The sequence below is a fragment of the Streptomyces zinciresistens K42 genome, assembly GCF_000225525.1.
In the GTDB taxonomy this organism is placed as follows: Bacteria; Actinomycetota; Actinomycetes; order Streptomycetales; family Streptomycetaceae; genus Streptomyces; species Streptomyces zinciresistens.
Genome location: NZ_AGBF01000179.1, coordinates 1 through 14,104 on the forward strand (window position 1 = coordinate 1; position 14,104 = coordinate 14,104).

Sequence of the window (14,104 nt, forward strand, 5' to 3'; positions counted from 1 at the left end):
GCCGACCCCTTCGCCGGTCAGCCGTCCGCGCCCGCCGCTCCGTTCGCCGCGCCGCCGTCCGCCCCCGCTTCCCCCGCTCCTTCTTACGCCCCGCTCACCGGCCCCTACGCCGCGCCGCCGCCCTCGTCCGCCGTGCCGTACCCGCCGCCCTCGTCCGCCGTGCCCTTTCCGGCGCCCGGTGGGCCCGTCCCCCCGCCGCCCCTCGCGCCCACCGGTCCGGGACCGGCCTCCTACGGCTACCCCGGCGGCCCGGTCCACCCCGGGATGATCCAGGGGGGCTACCCCGGGCCCCAGGGCCATCCGGTGCCGCCGCCGGCCCCGGGTCCCTACGGCTGGGCCGGGGTGTCGCCGATGCCGAGCAACGGTACGGGGACCACCTCGATGGCGCTCGGCATCATCTCCGCGTTCGTCTTCTGCCTGTGGCCGGTCGCCATCCTGCTGGGTCTGGTGGCGGTGGTCCTCGGGGCGATCGGCCGCGCCAAGGCGGGCAGGGGCGAGGCCACCAACCCCGGGCAGGCGCTCGCCGGGATCATCTGCGGTGTCGCGGGCATGGTGCTCGGGGCGGGGATGGCCGTGGCCGTGTTCGCGGTCGGGACGTAGCGCCGGAGGCCCCCGCCCCCGCCCGGCCGCGCCCCGCCCCTGCCCCCGCCCGGCCGGGACCGGACGCGGGCGCCGGCCGGGCCCCGGCCCGCGGGGCCCTCAGCCCCGCAACCGCTCCCGTGCCTCCATCAGGGCGAACCCCAGCAGGTTCGGCCCCCGCCACCGCAGCGGATCACCGGCGCCGTCGTCCCCGGCCGCCAGGCCGATCCCCCACACGCGGTCCACCGGGCTCGCCTCGACCAGCACCCGGTCCCCGGTGCGGAGCAGGAAGTCCGCCAGCTCCGGATCGGCCGAGAACTTGTGGACCGACCCCTCCACCACGATCCGGAACCGCTCGCGCTCCCACACCGCGTCGTCGAACCCCCGCACCAGGCGTCCGGCCTTCTTCGCCCGCGACGGATGCTCCGCGGCCAGGACGCGCCGCTCCCCCTCCGCGTCCCCGAACAGCCGGGCCTTCTCGGCCATCATCCAGTGCTCGGCGGTCGCGTACGCCACGGAGTCCACCGTGAACGGCGACGGCCACCACTGGCTCAGGCAGCTCGCGCCGAGGCGCCCGTCCGCGAGGGGCCGGTGTCCCCAGAAGTGGAGATACTTGACTCCCGCCCCCGCACGGACCTCCTGTATCAGGTCATCCCGAGAACCGATCTTCGTCATGCGGCCGAGTCTGGCACGCACCACCGACACTCCGTCCTTGGTTTTCCGTGCCCACTCGACACCTGGTCGACAGATTCCGTCGCGTAACCAAAAGGCAACAACGGAATCACTTGTTGGAGTCCATCTGCTCTGTCAGGATCGGCACTCAATTCGAGCCTGAGCCACGCCGGCCCCACCTCGGGGACACGGAGGGAGCGACATGCACAACCCGGGCAACGCCACCCCGGAACGATTCCCGGCCCAGGACCGCTTCGCGGACGGTGCGCAGTACATCGCGGGCCGCCCGGCGAAGGGGACCTCCGGGCGCACGCACGCCGTCGTCGACCCCGCCACGGGCGAGGAGGTGTACACGTACGACCTGGCCGGCGCCGCCGACGTCGACGCCGCCGTGGCCGCCGCGCGCGCCGCCTTCCCCGCCTGGGCCGGCGCCACACCGGGCGAGCGCTCCGACGCCCTGCACCGCTTCGCCGCCGTGCTCGCCGAACGCGCCGAGGACTTCGCCCGCGCGGAGTCCCTCCAGTGCGGCAAGCCGCTGAAGCTGACCCGCGAGTTCGACGTGCCCGGCACGGTCGACAACACCGCCTTCTTCGCCGGCGCCGCCCGCCACCTCCAGGGGCAGTCCGCGGGGGAGTACTCCGGCGACCACACCTCCTACGTCCGCCGCGAGCCCATCGGCGTCGTGGGGTCCATCGCCCCCTGGAACTACCCCCTCCAGATGGCCGCCTGGAAGATCCTCCCGGCCATCGCCGCGGGCAACACCGTGGTGCTCAAGCCCGCCGAACTCACCCCGCTCACCTCGCTGCTCTTCGCGGCGGCCGCCACCGACGCGGGCATCCCCGACGGGGTCGTCAACATCGTCACCGGCACCGGCAGGGAGGCGGGCGAGCACCTCGTGGGCCACCCCGACGTGGCCATGACCTCGTTCACCGGCTCCACCGCGGTCGGCAGGCGCGTCGCCGAGATCGCCACCGCCACCGTCAAGCGCCTGCACCTGGAGCTCGGCGGCAAGGCGCCCTTCGTCGTCTTCGACGACGCCGACCTCGAAGCGGCCGCCCACGGCGCCGTCGCGGGCTCCCTCATCAACACCGGCCAGGACTGCACGGCCGCCACGCGCGCGTACGTGCAGCGACCGCTGTACGAGGCGTTCGTCGAGCGGACCGCCGCCCTCATGCGCGGCGTGCGCCTGGGCGACCCCCTCGCCCCCGGCACCGACCTCGGACCGCTCATCTCCCACGCCCACCGCGACCGGGTGGCGGGCTTCGTCGACCGGGCGCGCGGCTACGCGCGCGTGGTCACCGGAGGGGCCGTACCCCGGGGAGAACTGGAGAAGGGGGCGTACTATCTGCCCACCCTCGTCGCCGACGCGGCCCAGGACAGCGAGATCGTCCAGTCGGAGATCTTCGGTCCCGTGCTGGTCGTGCTGCCCTTCGACAGCGACGACGAGGGAATCCGGCTGGCCAACGACACCCCGTACGGGCTCGCCGCCTCCGCGTGGAGCCGTGACGTCTACCGGGCGAACCGGACCACCCGCGAGATCAAGGCGGGCTGCGTGTGGGTCAACGACCACATCCCGATCATCAGCGAGATGCCGCACGGCGGCTACAAGGCGTCCGGCTTCGGCAAGGACATGTCCGCGTACTCCTTCGAGGAGTACACGCAGGTCAAGCACGTCATGTTCGACAACACCGCGGTCGCCGCGAAGGACTGGCACCGCACCGTCTTCGGGGACCGATAGCCAGATCAGCGGGCCCGGCCGGCCGCTCGACCCGCGACCGGCCGTCCCCCTTCCCGAAAGGGCACCACGCGCATGGAGCAGTACGAGCCCGAACGCCTCTCCGCGGCCCAGGTGGCCGCCGTGCGGCGCAGCCTGCGCAACGGCAGGGCCGCGATGACCCGGCGTTCCCTGCTGCGCGCCTCCGCCGGCGGCGCGCTCGCCGTGGGCGGCGCGGGAGCGCTGAGCGCCTGCGGCATCCCCGCGGCCGGCAAGGCCGAGGGCGGCGCCTCCGCCGAGGACCGCTCGGCCAGGGAGAAGGAGGTCACCTTCTCCAACTGGACCGAGTACATGGACACCGACGACAGCGGCAAGCGGCGCCCGACGCTGGAGCAGTTCACCCGGCGCACCGGCATCAAGGTCACGTACTCCGAGGACATCAACGACAACAACGAGTTCTTCGGGAAGATCAAGCCGCAGCTCGCCGCCGGCCAGGACACCGGGCGCGATCTCATCGTGCTCACCGACTGGCTCGCCGCCCGGCTGATCCGCCTCGGCTGGGTGCAGAAGCTCGACGCGTCCAACCTGCCGAACGCGTTCGCCAACCTCTCCCAGCAGTTCCGCGATCCCGACTGGGACCCCGGACGGGCGTACTCCTATCCCTGGCAGGGCATCTCGACCGTCATCGCCTACAACAAGAAGGCGCTCGACGGCGTCGAGGTGAAGACGGTCTCCGACCTCCTCGACAACCCCAGACTCAAGGGCCGGGTCGGCTTCCTGACCGAGATGCGCGACACCATGGGGATGACCCTGCTCGACATGGGCAAGGACCCCGGGAAGTTCACCGGCGACGACTACGACGCGGCGATCGCCCGGCTGCAGAAGGCCGTCGACAGCAAGCAGATCCGCCGCTTCACCGGCAACGACTACACCTCGGACCTCACCAGCGGCGACTTCGCCGCGTGCCTCGCCTGGGCCGGTGACGTCGTCCAGCTCAAGGCCGACAGCCCGGACATCGACTTCCTGATCCCGGACAGCGGCTACATGACCTCCAGCGACAACCTGATGGTGCCGAGCAAGGCCCGTCACAAGACGAACGCCGAGCGGCTGATCGACTTCTACTACGAGCCGAAGGCCGCCGCCGAGCTTGCCGCCTACATCAACTACGTCTGTCCCGTCGAGGGCGTGAAGGAAGAGCTCGCGAAGATCGACAAGGACGCGGCGGCCAACCCGCTGATCCTTCCCGACAAGGCCATGCAGGCGAAGTCCCGCTCCTTCCGCTCCCTGAGCGCGAAGGAAGAGACGGCCTATGAACAGAAGTTCGCGAAGCTCACAGGGGCGTGACCACACCATGACCAACGACACCGGCGGCGACGTCCGCCTCTCCGGCATCAGCAAGCACTACGGCTCCTTCACCGCCGTCCATCCGCTCGACCTGACCGTGCCCCAGGGCTCCTTCTTCGCCCTGCTCGGCGCCTCCGGCTGCGGCAAGACCACCACCCTGCGCATGATCGCCGGACTGGAGGAGCCCAGCGGGGGCACCGTCCACCTCGGCGAGCAGGACGTGACCGTCCTCCCGCCGTACAAGCGGCCGGTGAACACCGTCTTCCAGTCCTACGCCCTCTTCCCGCACCTCGACATCTTCGAGAACATCGCGTTCGGTCTGCGCCGGCGCGGCATCAAGTCGGTGAAGAAGCAGGTCGACGACATGCTCGACCTCGTCCAGCTCGGCGAGCACGCCCGCAAGAAGCCGCACCAGCTCTCCGGCGGCCAGCAGCAGCGCGTGGCCGTGGCGCGGGCCCTGATCAACCACCCCAGGGTGCTCCTGCTCGACGAGCCCCTCGGCGCCCTCGACCTGAAGCTGCGCCGCCAGATGCAGCTGGAGCTCAAGCGCATCCAGACCGAGGTCGGCATCACCTTCGTCCATGTCACGCACGACCAGGAGGAGGCCATGACGATGGCCGACACGGTCGCCGTGATGAACGCGGGCCGCGTGGAGCAGCTCGGTTCCCCGAGCGATCTCTACGAGAACCCCCGCACCACCTTCGTCGCCAACTTCCTCGGCACCTCCAACTTCATCGCGGCCGAGGTCGACTCCACCAGCGGCGACGACGTCGTGCTGAAGGCCGGCGGCGGCAAGCTGACGCTGCCCGCGGCGCGCTGTTCCGCGCCCGCGACGACCGGCGGCAAGGTCCTGGCCGGCGTACGCCCGGAGAAGATCTCCCTCACGCACGCCGACGACGCGGGCGGGATACCCGCGGGACGCAACCGCATCAGCGGCAGGATCGCCGGCTCCTCCTTCATCGGCGTCTCCACGCAGTACGTCGTCGACAGCCCCGTCTGCCCCGAGTTCGAGGTCTACGCGCAGAACGTCGACCGCGACGAACGCCTCGTGCCCGGCGCCGACGTCGTCCTGCACTGGAACCCCGCCCACACCTTCGGTCTCGACGCCGCCCAGGACATCGACGCCGGCATCCAGGAGGAGGCGGCCTCCTGATGTCGACTCTCACCGAGGCGCCCCCGCCTCTCGCCCCGACCGAGCCCGCGCGCAAGCCGCCCCGCAGACGCGGGCGCCTGGTGCCGTACTGGCTGCTGCTGCCCGGCATCCTGTGGCTGATCGTCTTCTTCGCGCTGCCGATGATCTACCAGGCCTCCACGTCCGTGCAGACGGGCTCCCTGGAGGAGGGCTACCAGGTCACCTGGCGCTTCGCCACCTACTGGGACGCGCTGTCCGGGTACTACCCGCAGTTCCTGCGCTCGGTGCTCTACGCCGGCTCGGCGACGATCCTGTGCCTGGTCCTCGGCTACCCGCTCGCCTATCTCATCGCCTTCCGCGCGGGCCGCTGGCGGAACCTGATCATGATCCTGGTGATCGCGCCCTTCTTCACCAGCTTCCTGATCCGCACCCTCGCCTGGAAGACGATCCTCGCGGACGGCGGCCCCGTCGTGGGGGTCCTGAACACCCTGCACGTCCTGGACGTCACCAGCTGGCTCGGCATGACGCAGGGCGACCGGGTGCTGGCCACCCCGCTGGCGGTGGTGACCGGTCTGACGTACAATTTCCTGCCGTTCATGGTGCTGCCGCTGTACACCTCGCTGGAGCGCATCGACCCGCGGCTGCACGAGGCGGCGAACGACCTGTACGCCAGGCCGGTCACGACCTTCCGCAAGGTCACCTTCCCGCTGTCGATGCCGGGCGTCGTCTCCGGCACGCTGCTGACCTTCATCCCGGCGGCCGGTGACTACGTCAACGCCGACCTGCTCGGCTCCACCGACACCCGCATGGTCGGCAACGTCATCCAGACGCAGTTCCTGCGCGTCCTCGACTATCCGACGGCCGCCGCGCTCTCGTTCATCCTCATGGCCGCCATCCTCGTCATGGTGACGCTCTACATCCGCAGGTCCGGCACGGAGGATCTGGTTTAAATGACCGCCGTCAACTGGCTCAAGCGCAATCTCGTCGTCATCGCGGGACTGCTGACGCTCGCTTACCTCCTGCTGCCCAACGTCGTCGTGACGGTCTTCTCCTTCAATCAGCCGAAGGGGCGGTTCAACTACGAATGGCAGGAGTTCTCCACGGCCGCCTGGCGCGACCCGTGCGGAGTCTCCGGCCTGTGCGGCTCGCTGGGCATCAGCCTCCAGATCGCCTTCTGGGCGACCGTCGGCGCCACGCTCCTCGGCACGATGATCGCCTTCGCGCTGGTGCGCTACCGCTTCCGCGCGCGGGGCGCCGTCAACTCGCTGATCTTCCTGCCGATGGCGATGCCCGAGGTGGTCATGGCGGCCTCGCTGCTCACCCTGTTCCTCAACCTGGGTGCCCAGCTGGGCTTCTGGACGATCCTCATCGCCCACATCATGTTCTGCCTCAGCTTCGTCGTCACGGCCGTCAAGGCGCGCGTGATGTCGATGGACCCGAGGCTCGAACAGGCCGCGCAGGACCTGTACGCGGGTCCCTTGCAGACCTTCCTCAGGGTCACCCTGCCGATCGCCGCCCCCGGAATCGCCGCCGGCGCGATGCTCGCCTTCGCGCTCTCCTTCGACGATTTCATCATCACCAATTTCAACGCGGGTTCCACCGTCACCTTCCCGATGTTCGTCTGGGGATCGGCGCAGCGCGGAACGCCCGTTCAGATCAACGTCATCGGCACGGCCATGTTCGTCGTCGCCGTACTGCTGGTCCTGGTCTCCATGGCGATCGGGAACCGCCGCAAGAAGCACAAGGCATAAACCGCTGTAGGGAGTTGAAATCATGGCCCCTGGCGCCATGAGTCGTGGTACCGACCGCAACAGATCCCTTTCCGAGGCCCAGCCGGTCGCGTACTGGCTGGACGACCCCGGCCGGCCGCACCCCGAGCCCGCGCTGACCACCGCCGAGACCTGCGACCTGCTGGTCGTCGGCGGCGGCTACAGCGGTCTGTGGACCGCGCTCCTCGCCAAGGAGCGCGACCCGCGGCGGGACGTGGTGCTGGTCGAGGGCCGCGAGGTGGGCTGGGCCGCCTCCGGCCGCAACGGCGGCTTCTGCGCCGCCTCCCTCACCCACGGGCAGGCCAACGGGCTGAGCCGGTGGCCGCGGGAGATCCACAAGCTGGAGGAGCTGGGCGCCCGCAACCTCGACGAGATCGAGCGCGCGGTCGCCCGCTACTCCCTGGACTGCGACTTCGAGCGCACCGGCGAGATCGACGTCGCCACGGAGCCGTACCAGGCGACCGAACTGCGCCGGTGGTACGGCGAGTTGCGCGACAAGGGCCTCGCCGAGGGCGTCGAGTTCCTGGACGCCGAGGCGGTGCGGGCCCAGGTCGACTCACCGACCTTCCGCGCGGGCCTGTACGACCGCAGGGGCGTCGCCATGGTCAACCCGGCGCGGCTCGCCTGGGGCCTGAAGCGGGCGTGCCGCGAGCTGGGCGTACGCGTCTACGAGCACACCCCGGCCCTCACCCTGAAGCCCCACGGCGACGCCATGGCCGTCACCACCCCGTACGGCCGCGTCCGCGCCCGCAAGGTCGCCCTCGGCACCAACGTCTTCCCGAACCTGGTCCGCCGCCTACGTGCCTACACCGTCCCGGTCTACGACTACGCGCTGATGACCGAGCCGCTGAGCGCGGACCAGCTCGCCTCGATCGGCTGGCGCAACCGCCAGGGCCTCGGCGACTCGGCCAACCAGTTCCACTACTTCCGGCTCTCCGCCGACAACCGGGTCCTGTGGGGCGGGTACGACGCCGTCTACCCCTACGGCGGCCGGGTGCGCGCCGAGTACGACGACCGCCCGCAGACCTACGCCAGGCTCGCCGACCACTTCTTCACCTGCTTCCCGCAGCTGGAGGGGGTGCGCTTCACCCACGCGTGGGGCGGCGCGATCGACACCTGCTCGCGCTTCTCGGCGTTCTTCGGCACGGCCCACCGGGGCAAGGTGGCGTACGCGGCCGGGTACACGGGCCTCGGTGTCGGCGCCACCCGCTTCGGCGCCGACGTGATGCTGGACCTGCTGGCGGGGGAGCGCACCGAGCGCACCGCGCTGGAGATGGTGCGCACGAAGCCGCTGCCCTTCCCGCCGGAGCCCTTCGCCTGGACCGGCATCGCGCTCACCAAGTGGTCGCTGGCCCGCGCGGACGCGCGGGACGGCCGGCGCAACCTCTGGCTGAGGGCGATGGACCGCCTCGGCCTCGGCTTCGACAGCTGATGTGATCCAGATCACCGGCAACCGGCCGGTGCGACCCGCGTAATGCCCGGCGGTGGCCTCCCTCTCCCTCGTGACGCGCTCATCCGGTCCGCGTCCACGACACACAGGGAGGTCACCGCCATGACAGGGGCGAAGACGGCGGTCGAGTGGCTGGTATCCGTGGCACCGAACCCGGAGTCCTGCCGCTGGGAGTGGGAGCGCAACCCCCTCGGGGTCGCCCTGCTCCCCGCGGGCAGGGCGTGGGACGTGCTGATCCTGCCGGCCGCGCTCGGCTATCCGACCCTGGACGTGCTCACCCGCGTCCTCGACCGGCCAGGCCCGGTGCTGGTCGACTTCGGCGACGCGCGCATGGGCTTCTTCGTGCCGCCGGGCACGGCCGCCCGCTGGCTCGGCACGGGCATCCGCACGGCCGGCGCGGGCACCTGGATCGTCGTGCCGTACCCGGGCCGGGCCACCGGAGGGGTCCGCTGGCTGGTCCAGCCGGACGGGACCGGCACCCTCACCGACCCGGCGCTGCTGGAACTCGCCATGCACGAGGCGGCGGCGGAGCTCGCCGTGCGGACGGAACGCGAGCCCTGAGGGCTGCACGCACTGCGGCAACCCTTGACAGCCGGATTGGTCTGGACCAAATTGTGGGCGGCTCCACCCTCCAATTCCCCCGCCTCCGGAGGCACTCGTGGATCGCTCCAGACCGCTCGCCGTCCTCGCCGCCGCGGCGCTGGCCGTGTCCGGCCTCACCGCGCTCTCGTCGGCCGCCCGTGCGGCCGACGCGGACCTCGCCCGCAACGGCGGCTTCGAATCCGGCCTCGACGGCTGGAGCTGCACCGCCGGAACGACCGTCAACTCACCCGTGCGCAGCGGCAGTTCGTCCCTCCAGGCCACCCCGGCCGGAAACGACAACGCCCGGTGCGCCCAGACCGTCACGGTCAAACCCGGCTCCCAGTACACCCTGTCGGGATACGTCCGCGGCTCCTACGTCTATCTCGGCGCCAGCGGCACCGGCACCACCGACGTCTCCACCTGGACCCAGTCGGCCGCCGGCTGGCAGCAGCTCACCACCACCTTCCGCACCGGCCCCGCCACCACCCGGGTCACGATCTACACCAACGGCTGGTACGGCACGGGCGCCTACAACGCGGACGACATCACGCTCGTCGGCCCCGGTACGGACGCCGAGCAGCCGCCCGCCGCCCCCGCCGGACTGCGGACCGGCACCGTCACCGCCACCGGCGTCGCCCTCTCCTGGTCGGCGGTCCCGGGTGCCACGGGCTACGCGGTCTACCGCGACGGCGTCAAGGTCCAGACGGCGAGCGGCACTTCGGCGACCGTCGGCGGACTCTCCCCCTCGACGGCGTACAGCTTCCAGGTGGCGGCCGTGAACGCGGCCGGCGAGTCCGCGAAGTCGGCCACCGTCACCGCCACGACGACCGCCGGCTCCGGCGGCGGGGGCGGTGCCCTGCCCGCCAAGGCCCTCGTCGGCTACCTCCACGCCAGCTTCGCCAACGGCTCCGGCTACACGCGCATGGCCGACGTCCCCGACAGCTGGAACGTCATCAACCTGGCCTTCGGCGAGCCGACCACGGCCACCTCGGGCGACATCCGCTTCAACCGCTGCCCCGTCACCGAGTGCCCGAACGTCGAGAGCGACGCCGAGTTCAAGGCCGCGATCAAGGCCAAGCAGGCGGCGGGCAAGAAGGTCCTCCTCTCGATCGGCGGCCAGAACGGCCAGGTCCAGCTGACGACCACGGCGGCCCGGGACGCCTTCGTGACCTCCGTCGCGAAGATCATCGACGAGTACGGCCTCGACGGCCTGGACATCGACTTCGAGGGCCGCTCGCTCTTCCTGAACGCCGACGACACGGACTTCAAGAACCCCAGGACACCCGTGATCGTCAACCTCATCTCCGCGGTGAAGACCCTCAAGGCCCGCTACGGCGACGACTTCGTGCTGACCATGGCCCCGGAGACGTTCTTCGTGCAGCTCGGCTACCAGTACTACGGCACCGGCAAGTGGGGCGGCCAGGACCCGCGGGCCGGGGCCTACCTCCCGGTCATCTACGCCCTGCGCGACGACCTGACCCTGCTCCAGGTCCAGGACTACAACTCCGGCCCGATCATGGGCCTCGACAACCAGTACCACTCCATGGGGAGCGCGGACTTCCACATCGCCATGACCGACATGCTGCTCACCGGCTTCCCGGTCGCGGGCGACCAGAACAACGTCTTCCCGCCGCTGCGCCCCGACCAGGTCGCGATCGGCATGCCCGCCTCGACCAACGCGGGCAACGGCTACGTCCCGCCGGCCGAGGTCACCAAGACCCTCGACTGCCTGACCAGGAAGACGAACTGCGGCTCGTACACCACCCATGGCACCTGGCCGGGCCTGCGCGGCCTGATGACCTGGTCGATCAACTGGGACCGGTACGCGGGCTGGGAGTTCCAGCGGACGTTCGACGGCTACTTCCGCTGAGGAACAGCCACAGCCCGACGAGCAGCACCGTGCTCAGGCACCAGCTGGCCACGACGTCCAGGGGCCAGTGGTAGCCGCGCCGGGTCAGTCCGAAGGCGACGCCGAGATTCAGGGCGGCGTAGACGGCGAGGACGGCCCGGCGCGCGTGCACGGAGGCCAGCCACGGCAGCAGGAGCAGGGCCGCGGCCCCGTAGGCGACGGCGGCCGTGGCCGTGTGGCCGGAGGGGTAGTAGCCGGTGGCCGGCGGCACGGCCGGGGTGCCCGGACGGTCCGTCAGCTCCTTGAGCGGCACCACCAGTGCCGGGACCAGGGCCATCAGCAGCGCCGCCGCGGCGGCCGGCAGCCACCAGCGTGCGCCGCCGGCCCTCCGGTGGCGCCAGGTGACGTAGGCGAGGACGGCCGCGAGGACCGGGACGGCGACCGGGACGCCGCCGAGATCGGACAGCGTCTCGGAGAGGCGGTCGGGGCGGACCAGTGCCCGGCTGACGGCCTCGTCCAGCCCGACCAGCGGGCCGCCGGCCACCACCTGCCAGGTGATGAGCGCGAAGCACAGGGCGGGAAGCCCGAGAAGAAGGAGGAGGGAGGTCGGCCGCCCCGGAACAGGGGGGGTGGTTCCGAGGCGGCCGTCCGGACCGGATGGCCGCGCGCCCCGGGGGGTTTGGGACGGGCGGCTGTCCGATCGGTGAGGAGATCCGGAGCCGGAGGCGCCGGTTGTGTGCGCGAGGGCACGACCAGGTCGAAGCTGGGGAGGCCTCGGCCCGATGTCACCCGGAGTCCCCTCCGGGCGGGGTGTATCTCTCATCTGTTCCCGAACCTACGGCAGGGCGGTGGTGTGAGACAGCCGGAATCGCGTCCTGACATCTACCTCGCACACGTTCTTCACACCCTCCGACGGTACCGGCCCCGGCTCCGCGACGGCCGGCGGCGCGAGGGCCGCCGGGCGGCTCAGACGCGGGAGAACGCCTGCTCGATGATGTCCAGGCCCTCGTCGAGCAGGTCCTCGCCGATGACCAGCGGGGGCAGGAAGCGCAGCACGTTGCCGTAGGTGCCGCAGGTCAGGACCAGCAGCCCCGCGGCGTGGCAGGCCCTGGCCAGCGCGGCGGTCGCCTCCGGGTGCGGCTCCTTGGTCGCGCGGTCCTTGACCAGCTCGACGGCGATCATCGCGCCCCGGCCGCGGATGTCGCCGATGATGTCGAACTTCTCGGCCATGGCACCCAGCCGGGCCTTCATCGTGGCCTCGATCGCCTTCGCACGGGCGTTGAGGTCCAGCTCCTTCATCGTCTCGATGGAGCCCAGCGCGCCGGCGCAGGCGACCGGGTTGCCGCCGTAGGTCCCGCCGAGGCCGCCCGCGTGCGCGGCGTCCATGATCTCGGCGCGGCCGGTCACGGCGGCCAGCGGAAGACCGCCGGCGATGCCCTTGGCGGTGGTGATCAGGTCCGGGACGATGCCCTCGTCCTCGCACGCGAACCACTGGCCGGTACGGCAGAAGCCGGACTGGATCTCGTCCGCCACGAAGACGATGCCGTGGTCGGAGGCGAACCGGCGCAGCGCCGGCAGGAAGCCCTTGGCCGGCTCGATGAAGCCGCCCTCGCCGAGCACCGGCTCGATGATGAGCGCGGCGACGTTCTCCGCCCCGACCTGCTTGGAGATCTGGTCGATCGCCTGCGCGGCGGCCTCGGGCCCGGCGTTCTCGGCCCCGGTCGGCCAGCGGTAGCCGTAGGCGACCGGCACGCGGTAGACCTCGGGCGCGAACGGGCCGAAGCCGTTCTTGTACGGCATGTTCTTCGCGGTCAGCGCCATCGTGAGGTTCGTCCGGCCGTGGTAGCCGTGGTCGAAGACGACGACGGCCTGGCGCCTGGTGTACGCGCGGGCGATCTTCACGGCGTTCTCGACGGCCTCGGCGCCCGAGTTGAACAGCGCGGACTTCTTCGCGTGCTCGCCCGGGGTCAGCTCGGCCAGCGCCTCGGCGACCGCGACGTAGCCCTCGTACGGCGTGACCATGAAACAGGTGTGGGTGAAGTCGGCGAGCTGCGCGGCGGCCCTGCGGACGACGGCCTCGGCGGAGGCGCCGACGGAGGTCACCGCGATGCCGGAGCCGAAGTCGATCAGCCGGTTGCCGTCGACGTCCTCGATGATGCCGCCGCCCGCGCGCGCGGTGAACACGGGCAGCACGGAACCCACGCCCTGGGCGACCGCGGCCATGCGGCGGGCCTGCAGCTCCTGCGACTTCGGACCGGGGACGGCGGTGACGAGGCGGCGCTCCTGAGGAAGTGCGCTCATGGGGGGCTCCTGGTGTTTCGCGGACGCTTGTCTTCTCTTTTCTCGCAGGCTAGGGGCGCGAGCGGGGGGTGGGCATGCTCCATGTGGGCGTTGTCGGCCGCCGGGGTTGTCCGTGGTGGACATGGCACCCGGCCGGACTCCGACGGCGTCCGGAGCATCCCGGTCCGCCCCGTCGGCCGTGTAAGCGGTGAACTCCCCACGCGAGCGCGTTAGATTGGCTCGCTGATGGTGGACGGAGCGGCAGGTCAGGGGGCAGGGGCGATGGACGGCGACGGGACTCGGGAGACCCGGGGCACACACGCGACGCCGGTACCGCGCCCGGCGGTGCCACCGGAGGTCCCGGCGATGCCGCCGCGGCCCCCCCGGGCACCCGGCGCCGGGCCCGACGGCCCGGCCTTCCTCGCCTGGCTGCGGGCGCCCCGGCCGCAGGCGCAGCCCGGCGTCTGGCGCTACGGCCACGTGCCGCGGCCGGACGAGGAACCGGAGCGCATCCCCACCCGGCAGCTGCTGAGCGGGGCGCTGATCGCCTTCCTCGTCGGCTGGCTGGTCTGGTCCCTGCTGTGGAACGGCTACCTCGGCGGCTGGTGGGTGCTGCCGCTGGAGCTGTTCACCCCCGCCTCCTGGCGCGAGAACAACGACCAGGTCGGCAACGCCGTCCTCTGGTACGGCTACTACACCCTGATCGCCCTGGGCATCATGCTCGCCGTCGCCC

The 14,104-nt window shown here is 71.4% G+C and carries 12 protein-coding genes and 1 pseudogene; 10 read left to right on the top strand and 3 right to left on the bottom strand.

What is annotated here, in order from left to right; all coding sequences use genetic code 11:
* Positions 1-600, top strand: a 600-nt coding sequence (locus SZN_RS29800; RefSeq protein WP_007502292.1) for a DUF4190 domain-containing protein, incomplete at its 5' end; no start/stop codon positions are given.
* A 99-nt stretch (positions 601-699) separates the two neighbouring features.
* Here the strand turns inward: SZN_RS29800 and SZN_RS29805 are convergent.
* Positions 700-1,254, bottom strand: a complete 555-nt coding sequence (locus SZN_RS29805) for an NADAR family protein (protein ID WP_043733904.1) — start codon at positions 1,252-1,254, stop codon at positions 700-702.
* A gap of 199 nt (positions 1,255-1,453) precedes the next feature.
* Here SZN_RS29805 and SZN_RS29810 point away from each other — a divergent pair, with 199 nt between their 5' ends.
* The 8 genes from SZN_RS29810 (at position 1,454) to SZN_RS29845 (ending at position 11,112) form a co-directional block, all read left to right on the top strand.
* Complete coding sequence (locus SZN_RS29810) at positions 1,454-2,989, top strand: gamma-aminobutyraldehyde dehydrogenase (RefSeq protein WP_007502294.1); 1,536 nt, start codon at positions 1,454-1,456, stop codon at positions 2,987-2,989.
* A gap of 72 nt (positions 2,990-3,061) precedes the next feature.
* Complete coding sequence (locus SZN_RS29815) at positions 3,062-4,309, top strand: ABC transporter substrate-binding protein (protein ID WP_007502295.1); 1,248 nt, start codon at positions 3,062-3,064, stop codon at positions 4,307-4,309.
* Between the two features lie 7 nt (positions 4,310-4,316).
* The gene (locus SZN_RS29820) at positions 4,317-5,462 is read left to right on the top strand and encodes an ABC transporter ATP-binding protein (protein ID WP_007502296.1); all 1,146 of its coding nucleotides are present in this window, start codon (positions 4,317-4,319) and stop codon (positions 5,460-5,462) included.
* Positions 5,462-6,391: an ABC transporter permease gene (locus SZN_RS29825; RefSeq protein WP_007502297.1), complete on the top strand. Its 930-nt coding sequence runs from the start codon at positions 5,462-5,464 to the stop codon at positions 6,389-6,391. Before SZN_RS29820 ends, SZN_RS29825 begins: the two co-directional genes overlap by 1 nt.
* Positions 6,392-7,192: an ABC transporter permease gene (locus SZN_RS29830; RefSeq protein ID WP_007502299.1), complete on the top strand. Its 801-nt coding sequence runs from the start codon at positions 6,392-6,394 to the stop codon at positions 7,190-7,192. It begins immediately after the preceding gene.
* A gap of 22 nt (positions 7,193-7,214) precedes the next feature.
* Positions 7,215-8,642, top strand: coding sequence for an NAD(P)/FAD-dependent oxidoreductase (locus SZN_RS29835; RefSeq protein ID WP_043733907.1), 1,428 nt, complete (start codon positions 7,215-7,217; stop codon positions 8,640-8,642).
* Between the two features lie 120 nt (positions 8,643-8,762).
* The gene (locus SZN_RS29840) at positions 8,763-9,221 is read left to right on the top strand and encodes a hypothetical protein (RefSeq protein WP_007502303.1); all 459 of its coding nucleotides are present in this window, start codon (positions 8,763-8,765) and stop codon (positions 9,219-9,221) included.
* Between the two features lie 97 nt (positions 9,222-9,318).
* Positions 9,319-11,112, top strand: a complete 1,794-nt coding sequence (locus tag SZN_RS29845; protein WP_007502305.1) for a chitinase — start codon at positions 9,319-9,321, stop codon at positions 11,110-11,112.
* Here the strand turns inward: SZN_RS29845 and SZN_RS29850 are convergent.
* Together SZN_RS29850 and gabT are read right to left on the bottom strand one after the other, a co-directional pair.
* Positions 11,051-11,914: a phosphatase PAP2 family protein gene (locus SZN_RS29850; protein ID WP_078509009.1), complete on the bottom strand. Its 864-nt coding sequence runs from the start codon at positions 11,912-11,914 to the stop codon at positions 11,051-11,053. The two genes, SZN_RS29845 and SZN_RS29850, sit on opposite strands and share 62 nt — an antisense overlap.
* A gap of 143 nt (positions 11,915-12,057) precedes the next feature.
* Positions 12,058-13,392 carry a 4-aminobutyrate--2-oxoglutarate transaminase gene (gabT, locus tag SZN_RS29855; protein WP_007502310.1) on the bottom strand — a complete coding sequence of 445 codons (1,335 nt, stop codon included), beginning with the start codon at positions 13,390-13,392 and terminating at the stop codon, positions 12,058-12,060.
* 261 nt (positions 13,393-13,653) lie between these two features.
* On the opposite strand from gabT, the pseudogene SZN_RS29860 reads away from it, so the two are divergent.
* Positions 13,654-14,104: pseudogene (locus SZN_RS29860) on the top strand (ATP-binding protein); the annotation flags it as partial.

Bases quoted from the DNA above. Each gene is read 5' to 3' on its own strand.
- SZN_RS29830 (WP_007502299.1), top strand. From the start codon at position 6,392: ATGACCGCCGTCAACTGGCTCAAGCGCAATCTCGTCGTCATCGCGGGA.
- SZN_RS29805 (WP_043733904.1), bottom strand. From the start codon at position 1,254: ATGACGAAGATCGGTTCTCGGGATGACCTGATACAGGAGGTCCGTGCG.
- SZN_RS29840 (WP_007502303.1), top strand. From the start codon at position 8,763: ATGACAGGGGCGAAGACGGCGGTCGAGTGGCTGGTATCCGTGGCACCG.
- SZN_RS29820 (WP_007502296.1), top strand. From the start codon at position 4,317: ATGACCAACGACACCGGCGGCGACGTCCGCCTCTCCGGCATCAGCAAG.
- SZN_RS29825 (WP_007502297.1), top strand. From the start codon at position 5,462: ATGTCGACTCTCACCGAGGCGCCCCCGCCTCTCGCCCCGACCGAGCCC.
- SZN_RS29835 (WP_043733907.1), top strand. From the start codon at position 7,215: ATGGCCCCTGGCGCCATGAGTCGTGGTACCGACCGCAACAGATCCCTT.
- SZN_RS29810 (WP_007502294.1), top strand. From the start codon at position 1,454: ATGCACAACCCGGGCAACGCCACCCCGGAACGATTCCCGGCCCAGGAC.
- gabT (WP_007502310.1), bottom strand. From the start codon at position 13,392: ATGAGCGCACTTCCTCAGGAGCGCCGCCTCGTCACCGCCGTCCCCGGT.
- SZN_RS29850 (WP_078509009.1), bottom strand. From the start codon at position 11,914: ATGAGAGATACACCCCGCCCGGAGGGGACTCCGGGTGACATCGGGCCG.
- SZN_RS29815 (WP_007502295.1), top strand. From the start codon at position 3,062: ATGGAGCAGTACGAGCCCGAACGCCTCTCCGCGGCCCAGGTGGCCGCC.